At 60.0% G+C, this 16,847-nt stretch carries 20 protein-coding genes and 1 pseudogene; 17 read left to right on the forward strand and 4 right to left on the reverse strand.

Going from position 1 to position 16,847, the window contains the following annotated elements; all coding sequences use genetic code 11:
- Window positions 1-2 precede the first annotated feature (2 nt).
- The 10 genes from CAG00_RS15915 (at window position 3) to CAG00_RS29080 (ending at window position 5,149) form a co-directional block, all read left to right on the forward strand.
- A complete protein-coding gene (locus CAG00_RS15915; RefSeq protein ID WP_085664726.1) occupies window positions 3-524 on the forward strand; it encodes a hypothetical protein in 522 nt (173 codons plus the stop codon).
- Entirely contained in the window at window positions 524-1,126 is a 603-nt protein-coding gene (locus tag CAG00_RS29075; protein ID WP_256579002.1) for a tail fiber assembly protein, read from the forward strand. Before CAG00_RS15915 ends, CAG00_RS29075 begins: the two co-directional genes overlap by 1 nt.
- 60 nt (window positions 1,127-1,186) lie before the next feature.
- Complete coding sequence (locus CAG00_RS15925) at window positions 1,187-1,399, forward strand: hypothetical protein (protein ID WP_085664727.1); 213 nt, start codon at window positions 1,187-1,189, stop codon at window positions 1,397-1,399.
- A 71-nt stretch (window positions 1,400-1,470) separates the two neighbouring features.
- The gene (locus tag CAG00_RS15930) at window positions 1,471-2,205 is read left to right on the forward strand and encodes an SGNH/GDSL hydrolase family protein (RefSeq protein ID WP_176240894.1); all 735 of its coding nucleotides are present in this window, start codon (window positions 1,471-1,473) and stop codon (window positions 2,203-2,205) included.
- Window positions 2,206-2,264: 59 nt separating this feature from the next.
- Window positions 2,265-2,753, forward strand: coding sequence for a glycoside hydrolase family protein (locus CAG00_RS15935; RefSeq protein ID WP_085664729.1), 489 nt, complete (start codon window positions 2,265-2,267; stop codon window positions 2,751-2,753).
- On the forward strand, window positions 2,750-3,130 hold the full coding sequence (locus tag CAG00_RS15940; RefSeq protein ID WP_085664730.1) for a DUF6527 family protein: 381 nt from the start codon (window positions 2,750-2,752) through the stop codon (window positions 3,128-3,130). The genes CAG00_RS15935 and CAG00_RS15940 overlap by 4 nt, the downstream gene beginning before the upstream one ends.
- Complete coding sequence (locus CAG00_RS15945) at window positions 3,115-3,657, forward strand: DUF2514 domain-containing protein (protein WP_085664731.1); 543 nt, start codon at window positions 3,115-3,117, stop codon at window positions 3,655-3,657. The genes CAG00_RS15940 and CAG00_RS15945 overlap by 16 nt, the downstream gene beginning before the upstream one ends.
- Window positions 3,658-3,822: 165 nt before the next feature.
- On the forward strand, window positions 3,823-4,617 hold the full coding sequence (locus CAG00_RS15950) for a DNA adenine methylase (protein WP_085664732.1): 795 nt from the start codon (window positions 3,823-3,825) through the stop codon (window positions 4,615-4,617).
- An 88-nt stretch (window positions 4,618-4,705) separates the two neighbouring features.
- The gene (locus CAG00_RS15955) at window positions 4,706-4,918 is read left to right on the forward strand and encodes a hypothetical protein (protein ID WP_085664733.1); all 213 of its coding nucleotides are present in this window, start codon (window positions 4,706-4,708) and stop codon (window positions 4,916-4,918) included.
- A 24-nt stretch (window positions 4,919-4,942) separates the two neighbouring features.
- The gene (locus tag CAG00_RS29080; protein ID WP_085664734.1) at window positions 4,943-5,149 is read left to right on the forward strand and encodes a hypothetical protein; all 207 of its coding nucleotides are present in this window, start codon (window positions 4,943-4,945) and stop codon (window positions 5,147-5,149) included.
- Here CAG00_RS29080 and CAG00_RS15965 read toward each other — a convergent pair.
- Window positions 5,112-5,831: an SOS response-associated peptidase family protein gene (locus tag CAG00_RS15965; protein ID WP_085664735.1), complete on the reverse strand. Its 720-nt coding sequence runs from the start codon at window positions 5,829-5,831 to the stop codon at window positions 5,112-5,114. The genes CAG00_RS29080 and CAG00_RS15965 overlap by 38 nt on opposite strands.
- A 103-nt stretch (window positions 5,832-5,934) precedes the next feature.
- On the opposite strand from CAG00_RS15965, the gene CAG00_RS15970 reads away from it, so the two are divergent.
- The 4 genes from CAG00_RS15970 (at window position 5,935) to CAG00_RS15985 (ending at window position 8,589) form a co-directional block, all read left to right on the forward strand.
- Window positions 5,935-6,363 carry a LexA family transcriptional regulator gene (locus tag CAG00_RS15970; protein ID WP_061305543.1) on the forward strand — a complete coding sequence of 143 codons (429 nt, stop codon included), beginning with the start codon at window positions 5,935-5,937 and terminating at the stop codon, window positions 6,361-6,363.
- Window positions 6,353-7,627, forward strand: coding sequence for a Y-family DNA polymerase (locus CAG00_RS15975; RefSeq protein WP_085664736.1), 1,275 nt, complete (start codon window positions 6,353-6,355; stop codon window positions 7,625-7,627). Before CAG00_RS15970 ends, CAG00_RS15975 begins: the two co-directional genes overlap by 11 nt.
- Window positions 7,621-7,830, forward strand: coding sequence for a hypothetical protein (locus tag CAG00_RS15980; RefSeq protein ID WP_085664737.1), 210 nt, complete (start codon window positions 7,621-7,623; stop codon window positions 7,828-7,830). The genes CAG00_RS15975 and CAG00_RS15980 overlap by 7 nt, the downstream gene beginning before the upstream one ends.
- Window positions 7,831-8,085: 255 nt before the next feature.
- Window positions 8,086-8,589 carry a hypothetical protein gene (locus tag CAG00_RS15985; RefSeq protein ID WP_371915767.1) on the forward strand — a complete coding sequence of 168 codons (504 nt, stop codon included), beginning with the start codon at window positions 8,086-8,088 and terminating at the stop codon, window positions 8,587-8,589.
- A gap of 288 nt (window positions 8,590-8,877) precedes the next feature.
- On the opposite strand, the gene CAG00_RS15990 is transcribed toward CAG00_RS15985, so the two are convergent.
- Entirely contained in the window at window positions 8,878-9,816 is a 939-nt protein-coding gene (locus CAG00_RS15990) for a LysR family transcriptional regulator (RefSeq protein WP_064303021.1), read from the reverse strand.
- Between the two features lie 110 nt (window positions 9,817-9,926).
- On the opposite strand from CAG00_RS15990, the gene CAG00_RS15995 reads away from it, so the two are divergent.
- A complete protein-coding gene (locus CAG00_RS15995) occupies window positions 9,927-10,679 on the forward strand; it encodes a 3-oxoacyl-ACP reductase family protein (RefSeq protein ID WP_064303022.1) in 753 nt (250 codons plus the stop codon).
- Between the two features lie 11 nt (window positions 10,680-10,690).
- The gene (locus CAG00_RS16000) at window positions 10,691-11,287 is read left to right on the forward strand and encodes an NADPH-dependent F420 reductase (RefSeq protein WP_085615040.1); all 597 of its coding nucleotides are present in this window, start codon (window positions 10,691-10,693) and stop codon (window positions 11,285-11,287) included.
- Window positions 11,288-11,794: 507 nt separating this feature from the next.
- Here CAG00_RS16000 and CAG00_RS16010 read toward each other — a convergent pair.
- Together CAG00_RS16010 and CAG00_RS16015 are read right to left on the reverse strand one after the other, a co-directional pair.
- Window positions 11,795-12,238: a hypothetical protein gene (locus CAG00_RS16010; protein ID WP_085664740.1), complete on the reverse strand. Its 444-nt coding sequence runs from the start codon at window positions 12,236-12,238 to the stop codon at window positions 11,795-11,797.
- Between the two features lie 318 nt (window positions 12,239-12,556).
- Window positions 12,557-12,816: pseudogene (locus CAG00_RS16015) on the reverse strand (IS30 family transposase); the annotation flags it as partial.
- A 621-nt stretch (window positions 12,817-13,437) separates the two neighbouring features.
- On the opposite strand from CAG00_RS16015, the gene CAG00_RS16020 reads away from it, so the two are divergent.
- On the forward strand, window positions 13,438-16,847 hold a 3,410-nt coding region (locus CAG00_RS16020), incomplete at its 3' end, for a retention module-containing protein (RefSeq protein ID WP_176240895.1).

Consider the following 16,847-nt stretch of genomic DNA (forward strand, 5'->3'; position numbering starts at 1 on the left):
ACATGGCAAAACAGGTAATCAACCTCGGCACGGCGCCAAACGGTGCCGGTGGAGACGACCGCCGAAGCGCGTGGTTGAAGGCGATCGCAAACTTCGATGAGCTCTACACCTTCATCGCAACTGCATTCAACAGAGCCAACATCGTCGGTTCGGTGGGGCAAGCCTCAGGAGTGCCGACGGGTTCTGTGATGCAGCGGGGCAGCAATTCCAACGGTGAGTTCATCCGCTTCGCAGACGGTACGCAGATTTGCTGGGGCATAGTCGGCATGGCCCACAATGGAGCGTCGCTGACGCCCACCCCGACCGTAGTCACGTTCCCGGCAGCATTTACTGGGTTTGTGAGTACTTCCAATCCGAAGATTTCCACACAGGTCACCATGGCCTATCCAGTGTCTAACAACAGCGTTCAGATCAACCGGCTCAGCGGCTGTGCGACCAGCAATGCAACGATGCTCATTGAGGGGGCCTGGACGCCTGGACAAACTTGCTATATCGGCTGGACCGCAACCGGAAGGTGGTACTGATGAAAATTAAATTGTCGCCCGTGTTCTTCATGGGGCAGTCGCTGACCGTCTACAAGCAAGGCGACAGCCTGACCATCAACGGTCTGACCCTTGACTTTTCCGCGCTGCCGGAGGGCGCCACATTGCCGGCCGAGGCCATCGGTTGCCCTTGGGTAGTTGCGCCCGTCGAACGCGTGGAGGGCCAGTTGGCGCTAGTGCTGCTGCTGCCCATTCCGATAGATGCCAGCCAGGAGGCGTGTTTTCCGCGTGACATTGTGGCGCCGGCCGACGGCATGATCGCGCTTCCGATTCCTGCCGCTCAGCAGCCGGCGCCGGCACAGGGGGTTGCCGCGATCGACTGGGGCCAGCTGGTGACCGCCGAACACAAGGCCCAGGCGGCTAATGAGCAGCTGCGGGCGACCGCTGCCGCCGAGATTGCCCAGCGCCGGGCGGCTGCCGATGCGGTCATTGCGCCGCTGCAGGATGCCGTTGAGCTGGACGACGCGACGCCGGCCGAAGCCGACGCCCTGAAAGCCTGGAAGCGCTACCGCCTGACACTCAGCCGGCTGCCCGAGCAACCCGGCTACCCCACCACCATCGACTGGCCAGCACCACCGGCCTGACTCGCAGCAACACCCAACTCAACCGCCGCCCGGCGGTATTTTTCTGCCCGGAGAAAAACCATGCCTTTCATCGTCATCAACAGCAGCAACAACTTCGACCCGATCCACCAGACCGAATATGCAACTGAGCAGGAGGCGGATAGCGCCGCCCGGCAGCTGCTGAAGGAGCAGCCTGCCGCGCTTGTGCGAACTGCACAGGTCCTCAAGCGTTATTCAGCTACGGTGACAGTTACTGCAGCGGACGCTAGTGAGCAGACTTCCGATCTGGCTTAACGATGATCACGGTTTGGCGATAGCAAGAAGAAACGTGTGTATATTGCGCGCATCGAAAAAAGGAGTTGATGATGCGCGCCGCTGTGTTCATTGCGTCACTGGTTTTCAGCTTTGCCTGCTTCGCCGGGCCTAAGTCACAGTTGGACGACCATATCGCATGTCCAGCGCCGGAGCCTGGGCAATACCGCATCCTGTTCATTGGCGACAGCATCACCCGGCACTCTGTCAACGAGGGAACAATTCGTGACCTTGGGTGGGATCATGTTTCCGGCATGGCTGCAACCAGCGACCAGATGGACTTTCCCGGCGTGGTATCTCGCTTGATCCAACAGGATCGAGGCCAGCCAGTTGTCCGCTGTTATCACACCTATGGAGGCGGCGGGAGCATTGCCGAGCGCATTCAGGGCTTCAGGAACGTTGCTGATGCGAGGCCAGACCTGGTGGTGATCCAGCTTGGAGAGCACGATGACGCTGAGGCTGATGTCTACCAGTTTCGCTTTGACTACGGCCGCCTTCTGGACATGGCCAAAGGGATGAGCAGCCGTCCTAAGGTTGTCGCGGTCGGCCCCTGGTATCCATCAGCGCTGGAGTCGAACGGGATCTACCCTGCCGACCAGGTCAAAATCGACCAAGAAATGCGCTCAATCGCAGCGTTGAAGCGGGTCCCTTACAGGTCAGTTTCTGACATTGCCGCGATTCTCGGGACGCAGGGCCTCGGCACGTCCGCCGGCGTAATGTGGCATCCGAATGACTATGGTCACTCCCTGTACGCGCAGAAGATATTCGAGATGTACAAGCAGAACTGACCCTCATACCAAATTCACACAGCCCGCCCAGCGCGGGCTTTTTTGTGCCTGGAGAAAACATGGCCAGACTCACCGAAACCCAGACCGGAGGCGCGAACGTGCTCCGGTTTCTGGACCTGATCGCTTTCTCTGAAGGCACCTCAACCGTCAGGGTAAGCGATGACGGGTACAACGTTCTGTACGGCGGCGGCCTGTTTCAGGGCTATGACGATCACCCGCGGCGCAAGCTGACATTCCCCATCAACGGCAAGCCTGTGACCAGCACGGCTGCCGGCCGGTACCAGCTGCTCGAGCGTTACTGGGATGCGTACCGGGTCAGCCTTCGTCTGGCTGGCGGATTCACGCCGGAGAACCAAGACCGCATCGCGCTGCAGCAGATCCGCGAGCGCAAGGCGCTGGACGACATCAAGTCCGGCCGCATCGAACAGGCTATCGCCAAGTGCTCGAACATCTGGGCCAGTTTCCCGGGCAACAGCTATGGGCAAAACCCGCACCGCCTGGACAAGCTGCTCGGGCGCTGGGTCGAGCTTGGCGGGGTGCTGGCATGACCATTAAAACGATAGGCCGCTGCCTGGGCCGGGCCCATGACGGATCGCTGTGGTTCTTCTGCGCAGGCTGCGATGCGCCTCATAGCCTAAATGTTGGCGCCGGACCCGGCCCGCGCTGGGGCTATAACGGCAACGCCGATTCCCCCACATTCACGCCATCGGTCTTGGCTCAATGGGATCAATGGGAGCCCCCGGCCGCCACGCTGGAAATCCGCGACAAGATTCTGAGCGGCGAGATCGTGCAGACCAAGGTCGCCAAGGTCTGCCACTCGTTCGTCACGGACGGCCGCATCCAGTACCTCACCGACTGCACCCACGCGCTTGCCGGTCAGACGGTCGACCTGCCGGACTGGGAGGCGTCATGGAGCAGCTGGTGAGGCTTGTGCCGACCTGGTGCTGGTGGCTGGCAGCGTTGCTGCTTGTGGCTGGAGCCCAGGAAATACGAGTGGGAGCGGGAAAATCTGAGGTTTTGGCTGCCAGGTCAGAGCTTGCCGACTACCGCCTGGAAGTCGCTGAGCGCGACCAGCGAGCCGCAGCACAGGCAAGGCAGGAAGAACAGCGACGCGCCACAGCGCAGGAGGAGGCGAGAGCCCATGCCCAGGAAGAAAGAACGATTGCTGATGCTGGCGCTGCTGGCGCCGATGCTACTGGCCGGCTGTTGCGCAGCGAAGCCGCCCAGCTCGCTGCCGCCGTCAGTTGTCCCGGCCCGGATACCGTCGCTATCGCCCGAGGCCAGGCAGCCACCCGCGCCGCCATGGTGCTCTCCGACCTGCTCGCACGGTCTGACGAACGAGCGGGAGAGCTGGCGACAGCGCTTGACCGAGCCAGGATTGCCGGCCAGCAGTGCGAGCGCGAGTACGACGCCCTAGTTGCAAAGCGGGCGCCAGTAAGCGCCCACCAATAAGATCGAAGGCTTCATGCAAAGAGAGCGGCCACCGGGGATGCGTCAACATCCCTGCTGACCGCCGAACCCGCAGACCATACCTGCAAGCCCAGCCAAGGCTCCCGCTCTGTGCACAAAGCACGGCGAGCCTAGCACCTGTTCATCCATACAGTAAAGGTTTGCAAATTGACTAACCCAATCATTCCTTGGATGGGCGGTAAGCGCCGCCTGGCCGACCGCTTGATCCCACTTTTCCCCGCCCATGAGTGCTACGTCGAGGTCTTCGCCGGTGGCGCTGCCCTGTACTTCATGCGCCCCCAACCCGCTCCTGTGGAGGTCTTGAATGATCTCAACGGCGATCTGGTCAACCTGTACCGGGTGGTGCAGAACCACTTGGAGGAATTTGTCCGGCAGTTCAAATGGGCGCTGTCGTCCCGCCAGATCTTCGAGTGGCAAAAGATGGCGAGACCGGAGACGCTGACCGATATCCAGCGCGCCACGCGGTTCTTCTACCTGCAGCAGCACGCCTTCGGCGGCAAGGTCACTGGGCAAACGTTCGGTACCGCCACCACCGGTCCTGCCATCAACCTGCTGCGCATCGAAGAGAACCTGTCCGCCGCCTGGCAGCGGTTGGCTGGAACCTACGTCGAGAACCTGTCCTGGCTCGACTGTGCGCAGCGCTACGATCGAGCGCACACCTTCTTCTACATGGACCCGCCTTACTGGCAGACCGCCGGCTACGGGGTCGATTTCCCGTTCGAACAATATGAGCGGATAGCCGAGTTCATGCGCACTTGCAAAGGCAAGGTGATGGTGAGCATCAACGATCATCCCGACATCCGAGCGGCCTTTGACGGATTCCACTTCGAGCACTTAGATATCCGGTACACCACCACGAACCAGCGGCATGGCCAGGCCGATGTGAGCGGTGAGCTGGTGATAATGAACTGGACGCCCGCAGATCTGGGGCAGCTGTTCTGAAACGATTGCGGCTCGAAAACCGTCCTTGCTTCAGCTGATTGATTCGTCTTGTCCTATTATTCTCCGGTCAAACAGTCGGAGTGGAGCAGTGGACAAGCGTTCTTTCATTGGTATGGTTGAGGCGGGTGAGCCGCTGATTCAGCAAGCCATTGATGCCATGCGGGAGTACCACCAAGCCCAGGACCGTGGCGAGCCGCCTGAAGAAATCGAGCGCCTACGCCTATTGGCGGATTCGCTATACCAAGCGGTCATTAATTACCAGTTAATCCAAGCAGGGCGGGCACCGGCTACTATTCAGTGATGGCCTCCTCAGTATGGAACCCCGATGAAGTGTAAGCCGCCGATCCTTTTCCCTGATCATCCCATGTACACCGACGCCATAGAGGCATGGAAGCGTTACCATGAGGCGCAGGCTTCGGATGAGCCGGCGGAAGAGGTGGAGCGTCTGCGGCTAATTGCCGAGTCGCAGTTCCAGGCGGTAACCGACTACCAGCTCAGAGCTCTAGGTCGCCCTGGCGGTTTTGTTCACTGACCGGCTCAATCAGCTCATGGCCCTGGTTCCTAACATTCCCCACCGCCTTGCCAACTGGAAACCATTGGAAGTCCTGTGCTGGCCGGCATCCAACCTCGACAATGGCTTCCAAACGTTCGCCTGTTGTGGCTGGATCCAGCCATTCCCTTGCGGTTTCAGGCGAGAGCACTAGGGGCTTTCTGTCGTGGATGTCGACCAGGCCTTGATCAGCAGCGGCCGTGATGACGACAAATCCATCCCGCTCATCTGGCTCCAGCCCCTGATGTACTTCTGCAAGCGCGGCAAAAAATAGCGGTCCGCCATCGGCGCTCGTGATGTAGTAGGGCTGCTTTCGCTTCGGGTCTGTAGGATCTGGAACCCATTCAAACCAGCCATTTGCCGGCGCCAAAGCTCTCCCGTTCGGCCACAGAGCCTTGAAGAACTTTCCCATTACCACCGTCTCGGCCCGAGCATTGATCGGGTCCGGGCGTTTCCCTTTCGCCCAGAAAGGCGACCATCCCCACTTGACCCTATCCACGCTCAGCCCCTCGTCTACTCTGCGGATGACCTCGACGCGGGTCGAAGGTGCCACATTGAAGCGACTGATCGGTTCATGGTCGTAACCATTGATTACGACCAGATCCAGCGATAGCTGACGCAGGTAGTGATCCATCGACTCATAGATCGAGTACCGTCCGCACATATTTCCCCCTCTCGCCCGTCAGAATTTTCATCGCCCAGGATTGACCGAGCAGCCGATGCCGGATTTACTGTATATGCATACAGTTTTCTTCGGACCTTCCACCATGACCATTACTTTCTTGGGTACGCCAACCGGCGGTACCGAACCGCTCCCGCTGTATTCGTTTCGCGTGCCGGCCGGGTTCCCTTCGCCTGCTGCGGACCATCTGGAAGGCCATATTTCCCTTGATGAGTTATTCGACCTCCGCGCGCCCCATGTGTATCTGGTGAAAGTGGAAGGCGACAGCATGCAAGGGGCAGGCATCTATTCCGGGGATATCGTCATTGTCGATCGCGGTCGCGAGGCTGAGCACGGCGATGTAGTGATTGCCGCGGTGAACAGCGAGCCAGTTTGCAAGCGCCTGCACCGGCGCGATGGCGTGGTCATCCTGAAGTCCGAGAACCCTGCATATCCGCCGCGCTACATCATGGAAGGCGACGAGCTCGTGATATGGGGCGTTGTGCGTTACAGCGTTCGTGACCATGCGCAGTGACCAGGTGTTTGCGCTGATCGACTGCAACTCGTTCTACGCGAGCTGCGAGCGCGTGTTTCGCCCGGACCTAGCCAAGACTCCGATCGTCGTGTTGAGCAACAACGACGGCTGCGTGATCGCCAGGTCATACGACGCCAAGCCTTTTGTGAAGATGGGCGAGCCGTTTTTCCAGGCGAAGGACAAGCTGCGCCGACACGGCATCATGGCCTTCAGCAGCAATTATGCGTTGTACGGCGACATGAGCGAGCGGGTCATGACGCTGATCGAGGCCATGGTGCCGGCAACAGAGGTCTACAGCATCGACGAGTGTTTCGCTGACCTCTCCGGCATTCAGGAAAACCTGACCCAGTTCGGGCGAAAGCTGCGCTCGAGGATCTTCCAGTGCACGGGAATTCCGGTAGGCGTCGGCATTGCTGGCACGAAGACGCTCGCGAAACTGGCCAACCATACGGCCAAGCGCCTGCAGGCACAGACGGGGGGCGTGGTCGACATCACCGATCCGTTCAAGCGCGATTGGGTGTTGCGCAATACCCAGGTGAAGGAAGTGTGGGGCATTGGTCGACGTATGACCGCTCACCTTGAGGCAATGGGTATCCACACAGCCATGGACCTGGCCAAAGCTGACGCCTGGACACTCCGCCAGAAGTTCAGCGTTGTGGTTGAAAAGACGGCCCGGGAGCTCGCTGGCACGCCATGCCTTGAACTGGACGAGGCCGAACCGCCGAAGCACGAGATCTGCTGCAGTCGGATGTTCGGAAAGCGGCTGACTGAGCTGGCGCCGATCAAGCAGGCCGTGGCCACTTACGTTGGACGGGCTGCAGAAAAGCTCCGGGTTCAAGGCTCCGTGTGCAAGCGAATGCGCGTGAGCATCCGCACCGGCATGTTCAACCCGGACGAGGCGCACCACGCCCAGGGCGCTTTGGTGGAACTGCCATACCCAACTTGCGACACGTTGCTGATGACTCGACTGGCCACGGATGCGGTCGCGCGGATCTTTAGGCCCGGGTTCCGCTACAGCAAGGCTGAGGTGCTGCTGATGGACCTGCGGCAACCAGGTGAGTTTTCAGAGGACTTGTTCGCTCTCAAGCAGTCGGTGGCATGTGACCGGCTGATGCAGGTGATGGATAGCATCAACGAGCGCTGGGGGAGGGGGACAATGCGAGCCGCCAGTGTCCCGGCAACTCCGGACTGGGGGATGAGGAGAGAGATGATGAGCCAATCCTACACGACGCGGATTGATCAACTGTGGACGGTCAAATGTTGAGCCTGCCAGCGGCCTGGCTGGCCGAACTCAATGATCAGCCCGCTCTGATAGCCGATCCGGATGGCCGAGCGGGGGTGCTTGCCGAGCTCGCTATTTCTGCGCACCGACGCGGGGACGTTGATGCGGGCCAGTTGGCCGACATGCTGGAGTTTGCCGAGGCGGCTAGGCTGTGGGCGCTGATTGAGGATGAAGAGGCTGCTTGAGCCGCTCGATGCGCCCGGCGGTCAGGGGGCGTTAGTTGCCGGTCGTGCATGGCTGCTATCGACCCAGAGCTGCCTTTGAATGCAGCAGCAATCCTGTGGCAGCGGTGATATCACCGAGCCCCTATTCGCCGTCATTCAACCTCTGGGGTAAGCTTCGCAATAGACTTCAGTGACCAAGGGTGATAAACGGCGATGGGCTTGTTCGATCGATTGTTCGGCGGTCGCTTCACACAACCTCCACCCGATGAACCACGGATGAGCGACGCCGCGATAATGCGAGAGCTTTATCCGCTGCGTGCACAGTTGAAAGTATTTACCCAAGTTTTGTTGGCGCGCCTACCTGAAAAAGAACGCATGCGTCTCGTCAGAAGGGTATTGCGCTATTACAACCAGGGAGAGGATCCAGCCACCGCGCTCGTCAGCGGTCTTTTGGACGCAGAGAAAGGCCAGTCACTCAGTCATCTGATTCTCATGGCCGTGGATGTGCGTGGCTTCGATGATTTCGAGTACCTGGCACCGAAGCTGGTTGAAGCCAGCGGTATTGACCAGGTCTATGCCTGCAAGCATGAAGGGACACAATCACTGATGCAGGTTCTAATCGATTTCGATCGATGGCTGATCGGGTTCGGAAAGCGCTTTCTGCATGTGGATACAGGCGGCGCCGATTACGTGGGTTGCATAATTGAACATGATGGCGTTGAAAACCTAATTGCGCTGGCCAAGGAGGCTGGCATCAACGCACGGCTCGATCCCTTTTGAGGCACGTTGGCAGGCTGCTTTTGAACCCTGGCAGGTGCTGAAATTAACTGACTTCGCGGGTGCACCACGTACTCTGAGGGAGCAGGTTCATCGAGGCGTCGAACCGCCGCGAAGCAGGCGCCGCGTTAGATGGCACCGCCTGTGCGGGTGTTCGCGGGTAAAGCTGTTCCTACAAAGTTTCCTATCGGGGCCTACGGCAGCTTCGCGTCGAAAGCGGCCGTTCTCGACAGACCGCTTTCGACCCATTGCTGCCCTTCGCAACAGGCAGCTATCGGCCAAAAGCAGACATTAGTTACTCGCCAAAAGCCTCGCATCGAACCGTCTTCCCCACTTCTGATCACGGGACTGCTCAATCAGGTGATCGATGAACGCCCTTGTCTTGGCCGGTAACAGCTTCTGGCTGGCAAAGTAGAGCGAGATGGGGCCGGCATCGACATACCAGTCCGGCAAGACACGCTGCAGTGCACCGCTTTGCAGATGCGCCAGCACATCCGGTACGGCAAGCAGGGCTACGCCCAGCCCGAGCAAGGCGCTCTGACACAGTGCTAGAGGGTCGTTTACTAGCATCCTTGGTCGTAACTCCAGCGGTGCTCGCTCGCCCTTGGGGTTCTGCAGCATCCAGCTGCGTACCTTGCCGCTCTGAGCCGATCTCATGCCCAAGTGGTCGATTTCGGCGAGCTGCCCTGGCTGATGTGGTGCTGGCCTTCCGGCTAAGTAGGCCGGCGAAGCAACCATTACCAGATGCGCTGGCGCCAGTTCGCGCGCCACCACGCCGGGCGTCAATTCGATGCCGCCGCCAATTGCTGCATCAAAGCCATCGGTGATCAGCTCTACCTGGCGGTTGTCGAAATGCCATTCAGGAGTGACTGCCGGGTAGCGAGCCAGGAACTCAGGCATCAGGGGGAGCAGATAGTCGCGCCCAAAGGCAGGTGCCGCCGACAGGCGCAGCATCCCGGCTGGGGCACCGGCGCTACTGGTGAGATCGGCAATCGCCGCCTGGATACTTTCAAGCCCGCCGCCCACATTGCCGAGAAAGCGTTCGCCAGCTTCAGTCAGAGTCAGGCGTCGGGTGCTGCGCTGAAACAGGCGCACGCCGAGGTTGCTTTCCAGCTGAGCCACGTTGCGGCTGATGCCCGCCGGCGTCAGACCCAGGCGACGTGCGGCTGCGGAGAAGCTACCGCACTCGGCGCTACGCACGAAGGACTCCAAATTAGCCAAGGTCTCCATAACCACACCTTCAATCATTGATTGAAGGTAATTCTAATCATTACCTGCTACTGCGTGGAAAGCGAAAAGCGTTTCATGAGCACACCAACCATCCACACGAGGTCTGCATCATGAACAACATCACTCTTCCCCTGAACGGCCAGGTCGCCTTGGTGACCGGCGGATCGCGCAGCATCGGTGCCGCCATCGCCAAACGCCTGGCTGCCGACGGAGCCAGTGTCGCCATCACCTACAACGCCTCGCCGGTCAAGGCCGAGGCACTGGTCAGCGAGATAGTTGCCGCCGGTGGCAGGGCAATGGCTATTGCCGCCGATGCGGGCGACCCGCAGGCGGTGCGCAATGCGGTACAGAAGGTCGTCGGCACTTTCGGTCGGCTGGACATTCTGGTCAACAATGCCGGCATCAGCGTACTCGGCGCCCCGGAGGAGATCGCCTTCGAGGATTTCCAGCGCATTCTCGCGGTGAATGTGACCGGCGTGTTCGTCGCCACCCAGGAGGCGCTCAAGCACATGGGGCGTGGCGGGCGCATCATTCATATCGGCAGCTCCATGGTGCAGTACGCCGCCTTTGCCACCGCCTCCGCCTACACCCTGACCAAGGGCGCCTTGGCCGGTTTCAGTCGCGGGCTGGTGCGCGATCTCGGCCCGCGCGGCATCACGGTCAATACCGTGCATCCTGGCCCGACCGACAGTGACATGAACCCGGCGGATGGCCCTGTGGCCGATTTCGTCCGCCCCAACATTGCCGTCGGCCGCTACGGCGAGGGTCGCGATATCGCTGCTGCCGTGGCCTGGTTGGCCAGCCCCGATGCGGCCTTCGTCAGTGGTGCCGAGCTGATGGTAGATGGCGGCTTCACCGCCTGAGGAGAGATGACATGAAGATTGGAATCATCGGCGCCGGCGCCATAGGCAGCGCCGTCGCACGCGCCCTGAGCAGGGCGGGGATCGAAGTCTCCATCGCCAATAGCCGTGGGCCGGACAGCTTGCAGGGCTTGGCTGACGAATTGGGGCCGAAAGTCATACCGGTAAGCCGGGAGCAAGCCGCCCAGGCTGACATCGTCTTTCTCGCGGTGAACTGGTCGAAAATTCCCGCCACGCTAGAAAACCTGTCTCCCTGGAATGGACGCATCGTGGTCGATACCAACAACCCCATCGAGGCGCCGACTTTCCGCCCCTTCGATCTGGGAGGCGAGAGCTCGAGCGAAGTGGTGGCACGGATGCTGCCAGGGGCGCGTTTGGTCAAGGCGTTCAACCACCTGCAACCAGCGCTGCTAAGTGGCGAGCCTACGGTCGAGGGTGGCCGACGGGTGCTGTTCTACTCAGGTGAGGATGCCGCGGCCAAAGCCGAAGTGGCGCAGTTAATCGAGCGACTGGGCTTCGCCGGTATCGACTTGGGCGGTCTAAGCGAAGGGCGCCTGGCGCAGTTCCCTGGAGGGCCATTACCGGCACTTAACCTGGTAAAGCACGGCTAATCCCCAATCGGGGGGCGCTCCAAGAGTCCGCTTCTGGCCGTTAGCTGCCCTGCGCCAAGGGCAGCTATGGGTCGAAAGCGGACGGAGCAGATAGAAATGATGTCCTGGCTACATGAGTCTGTCTGGCCGAGCTTAACGACCAGGCTGCCCCGGTGACTGATCCTGATGGGCGCGCGGCAGTGCTCGATGAGATGGCCTATGCCGCACGCAGGCGGCGGGAAGTCGATGACGACGACCTGGTCGACATCGTAGAGATCGTCGAGTCGGCCAGACTGTGGGCTCTTGATGAATCCGATAGGGGTTGGGGTGTGTCGGCAGAACGCCGGAGGAGGGTGGTTACGACTGTCTAAAACCGCTCAAAAACATCGCGGTTTTACTGGGTGAAAGTCGCCGGAACTAGCCGAACCGTATTAGACAGGTTCGATTCACAGGCCGCACACGTCGCGGCCTGAGGTCGATTTTTTCCGCTACTGCTGCAGTACCGGAAGCTAATTCAGGTCCATGAGTTCAAGCGTTATCGACTGCTGGGGCCGGCGCTTGGATGCGCTCAAGGGCACCCTCAATTTGAGCAAAGTCTGGGTGACCTTTGAAAACGAACTTTCTTTTGCTGACGCGCCGCCCCGAGCCGCCGGCGCCAATGCTGAAGGCCTCACCTTCTGCGCTCACGCCAACATGGCCTTTACCGGCGTATTCGAAGTACTCAGTCATCTCCACCTCGTAAGCCGTCTCGATGCGCCTTGCGATAGCCAGCTCTTGGGCAACCCTGGCTTCGGCTTCTGACATCCGCATTTCAAGCTCGCGTCGCTCAGTCTCCACCCTGAGTTCGTCGATTCCTGCCGGTTCCGGTCGCTCCTTCACGGACTCTTCGAACGCATCGACCAGGTAGGAGGTCGGGCTGTTCATGAATTTCAGCCCCTCGATAAAACCCTTTTTGACTGCATCAATGGCCATTTGATATCTCCTGAATGAGCGGTAACGCTATAGCGACCTCAGTGCCCTGTCTAGTGGCGTTCGGTCACGCCCGAAATCGATTCCAAAACTGAAACGGCGACCCTTGCGGAATGCGGCCTGTAGCCGTGCCGTTTCGTCTTTGTTTTGGAATCGATTCCGCCGCGCAAGCAGCATGGACTGGGTATTCATTCTACGGTCTTGAAAACCGTCGATGGGCAACTATCCTAGAGTTCGAATCTCTACGCTTCCGCCATCATTCCTCATTAAAGCCCTGATTATTCAGGGCTTTTTTGTTTTTTGGGCCTTGCCCCTTCACCCGGGAGCAAGCCCTTGGCCTCCCTCGCGAGACAGATGGACGAGCACTGTGAATCGGGTTGAGCGCTCGATCAGCGTTCCAGTTGCAGAATGGTTCAGGCCTATGAACTTGCCGCTTGTTCACGTTTGAGGGCCTCTCGTGCCTGAATGTAGAGAGCCTGACAAATTGCTCCCTCACAGAGCCGCATAGACTTATCGTCCGGAAAATCGATCTGTAGACGGTTGATAATCTATTCGGGTGACCAGTCGTTGACCCATTTACGTTAACTACGCGCGCCAGTTCCCGCTGGATCGTTAGGGGTTTCGTAAACGACGGCGAGCAGTTCTACGCGCGACAATATTTTGTGCTCGGAGCAAGCCAATATCTTGTCGGACCGCGAATGTTAAATATCTCCTCTGGATGCAGCGCGCTCGCAAGATGCTGGGGAACAAGTACCCGATGTAAAAAGTTGCAGGTCTGTCGGCTTACCTGAACAGGCATGAAGCTGTTTCAAAACCTGACACTTTGGGCAGGCTTCGGGCCGCCCCGGTCGGAGCGAGGACAAACGGAATAGAGTAAACGAGCGACGCTCGCATTAATCTTTCTCTATAGCCGCTGGTACCAATGTTCCAGATTGAGAGTAGGGTGGCTGTAGCTTGCAGGAAGAAGCAAAAAATATCTTCTTTAATATCGAAATGTCATTAGGCCATTATTTGTTTTGTTGTTTATTATTGGGTAACTGATATCAATAGCGGTGTTATATAAAGGTTGAATCAAGAAGCCTGATAGTTGGCGTCAAAAAATAAACACTTATAAAAATAAACCATCCTTGTAGCCAGCCGACAACACTCGAAGCATGGCCGAACATGGAAGCCAATCGCACACGTTACCCGGGAGAGCCGCCTTGAGCATCGCCATAGTCAAAAGTATTGTTGGCCAGGTAATCGCTATTTCCCCAGAGGGCACCCAGCGTGTGCTTGTGGAAGGGGATCGAGTGTTCGCGGGTGAACAGATCCAGACCGGCCCTGGTGGTGCGGTGAGCCTGGAGCTGGCCGATGGGCGCATCCTCGACCTGGGGCGCGACACCCAGTGGAGCGCCGATGCCCCAGATAGCGTGGCCGACCTGAGCGCCGCCACTGCGCAGGCCGCACCATCCGTTGACGAACTGCAACAAGCCATCGCCGCCGGTGCTGACCCGACAACCGCACTCGAAGCGACCGCGGCAGGCCCAACCGGGGCAGGTGCGAACCCTGGTGGCATCGGGGGCGGCCATTCGTTTGTGATGCTTGAAGCAGTGGGCGGGTCGGTCGCCCCCACCATTGGTTTCCCCACCGGGCCACTTGGCGTTGCTGTTGAGCAAGCGCGAGAGTTCGTGGGCAATGCAACACCGGCACAGCAGGCAGCGGTGCTAGTACCTGAATTACCACCCGAGCCTCAGCCGCTTGCGGCCACGCTGACCCTGAGCAGCAACAATGTGCAGGAAGGGGGGATGACCAGCATCACCGGTAGCCTGAGCCAGCCGGCGGGCAGGGATTTCACGGTGACCCTGAGCAATGGCCAGACTTTGTCGTTCAAAGCAGGTGAAACGGTTGCAACGACCGGTGAGTTCGCTGCCCAGAGCGATGATGTGTTCCAGGACGGTGAAATCCAGAACATCACCGTCACCAATGCGGGCGACCATGGCTTTGGCAGCCTCAATACCGGTGCAACCTCTACCCTCACTGTGACCGACACCGTCGATACCGTGAGGGCCGAGCTGAGCATTTCGCCGAACCCGGCCGTGGAAGGCCAGGCGGTGACTTACACCATCACCCTGACCGGTCCTGCCGGTGCCGACCTGAGTCAGCACGGAGGTCTGTCCATCGCGCTGAGCAACGGCGAGGTGATCAACATCCCAGCGGGCCAGGTCAGTGCGTCGCAAACCGCTAACCTGGCGGACAACGTCTATGTCGGCAGCAGTGCTCCGAGCATCGCCATCTCTGGGATCACCGAGCAAGGCACCGGCAAACAGGTCTTTGAGAACCTGGTCAAAGGTGATCCGGTGACCCTGCAGATCACCGACGAACCGGGTACTCCAGGCAACCCTGGCACTCCAGGCACGCCGAATGGTGGCGATGAAGTGACGCTGACCCTCACCGGCAATGCCGTGCAGGAAGGCCACACCACGACCATCACCGGCACCCTGAGCCACCCGGCAGGCCAAGCGTTCACCGTCACCCTGAGCAACGGCCAGACCCTGACCTTCGCCGAGGGCGCCACCACCGCGACCACTGCACCGTTCGTGGCGCAGAGCGATGACGTGTACCGTGACGGTGAAACCCAGACTGTCAGCGTGATCGATGCCGGTAGCCATAACTTCGAGAACCTGAACACCAGTGCCACCACAACCGTCACCGTGAGCGATACCGTCGACACCGTGAAGGCCGAGCTGAGCATTTCGCCGAACCCGGTAGTGGAAGGCCAGGTGGTGACCTACACCATCACCCTGATCGGTCCTGCCGGTGCCGATCTGAGTCAGCACGGTGGTCTGTCCATCGCGCTGAGCAACGGCGAGGTAATCAACATCCCAGCGGGCCAGATCAGTGGCTCGCAGTCGAGCGTCCTGGCGGACAACGTCTATGTCGGCAGCAGCGCTCCAAGCATCGCCATCAACGGAATCACCGAGCAAGGCACCGGCAAGCAGGTCTTTGAAAACCTGGTCAAAGGCGATCCGGTGACCCTGCAGATCACCGACGAACCGGGCACCCCAGGCAACCCTGGCACCCCGGGCACACCGAATGGCGGCGATGAAGTGACGCTGACCCTGACGGGCAATGCTGTGCAGGAAGGGGGGCAGACCACTATTACCGGTACCCTGAGCCACCCAGCGGGCCAAGCGTTCACCGTCACCCTGAGCAACGGCCAGACCCTGACCTTCGCCAAGGACGCGACCACCGCGACCACCGCGCCGTTCGTGGCACAGAGCGATGATGTGTTCAAGGATGGCGAAACCCAGACCGTCAGCGTGATCGATGCCGGCAGCCATAACTTCGAGAACTTGAACACCAGCGCCACCACGACGATCACCGTGAGCGATACCGTCGACACCGTGAAGGCCGAGTTGAGCATCTCGCCGAACCCGGCCGTGGAAGGCCAGGCGGTGACCTACACCATCACCCTGAGTGGCCCGGCCGGTGCCGACCTGACCCAGCATGGCGGCCTGGATATCGAGCTGAGCAACGGCAAAGTGGTGCATATCGCAGCTGGGCAGATCAGTGGCTCGCAGTCGGGCGTCCTGGCGGACAACGTCTATGTCGGCGGCAGTGCTCCAAGCATCGCCATCAGCGGGATCACCGAGCAAGGCACCGGCAAACAGGTCTTTGAAAACCTGGTCAAAGGCGACCCAGTCACCCTGCAGATCACCGACGAACCGGGCACGCCAGGCAACCCTGGCACCCCGGGCACGCCGAATGGCGGCGATGAAGTGACGCTGATCCTCACCGGCAATACAGTGCAGGAAGGCAACACCACGACCATCACCGGCACCCTGAGCCACCCGGCAGGCCAGGCCTTCACCGTCACCCTAAGCAACGGCCAGACCCTGAGCTTCGCCAAGGACGCCACCACTGCGACCACTGCACCGTTCGTGGCCCAGAGCGATGACGTTTTCCGTGACGGCGAAACCCAGACCGTCAGCGTGACAAATGCGGGCAACCACAACTTCGAAAACCTGAACACCAGCGCGACCACGACCGTCACCGTGAGCGATACCGTCGACACCGTGAAGGCCGAGCTGAGCATCTCGCCGAACCCGGCGGTGGAAGGCCAGGCGGTGACTTACACCATCACACTGACCGGTCCTGCCGGTGCCGACCTGAGTCAGCACGGAGGTCTGTCCATCGCGCTGAGCAACGGCGAGGTGATCAACATCCCTGCGGGCCAGGTCAGCGCGTCGCAAACCGCTAACCTGGCGGATGACGTCTATGTCGGCAGCAGTGCTCCGAGCATCGCCATCAGCGGGATCACCGAGCAAGGCACCGGCAAACAGGTCTTTGAAAACCTGGTCAAAGGCGACCCAGTCACCCTGCAGATCACCGACGAACCGGGCACGCCAGGCAACCCTGGCACCCCGGGCACGCCGAATGGCGGCGATGAAGTGACGCTGATCCTCACCGGCAATACAGTGCAGGAAGGCAACACCACGACCATCACCGGCACCCTGAGCCACCCGGCAGGCCAGGCCTTCACCGTCACCCTAAGCAACGGCCAGACCCTGAGCTTCGCCAAGGACGCCACCACTGCGACCACTGCACCGTTCGTGGCCCAGAGCGATGA

It is taken from the genome of Pseudomonas sp. B5(2017) (assembly GCF_002112825.1).
Taxonomy (GTDB): Bacteria; Pseudomonadota; Gammaproteobacteria; order Pseudomonadales; family Pseudomonadaceae; genus Aquipseudomonas; species Aquipseudomonas putida_Z.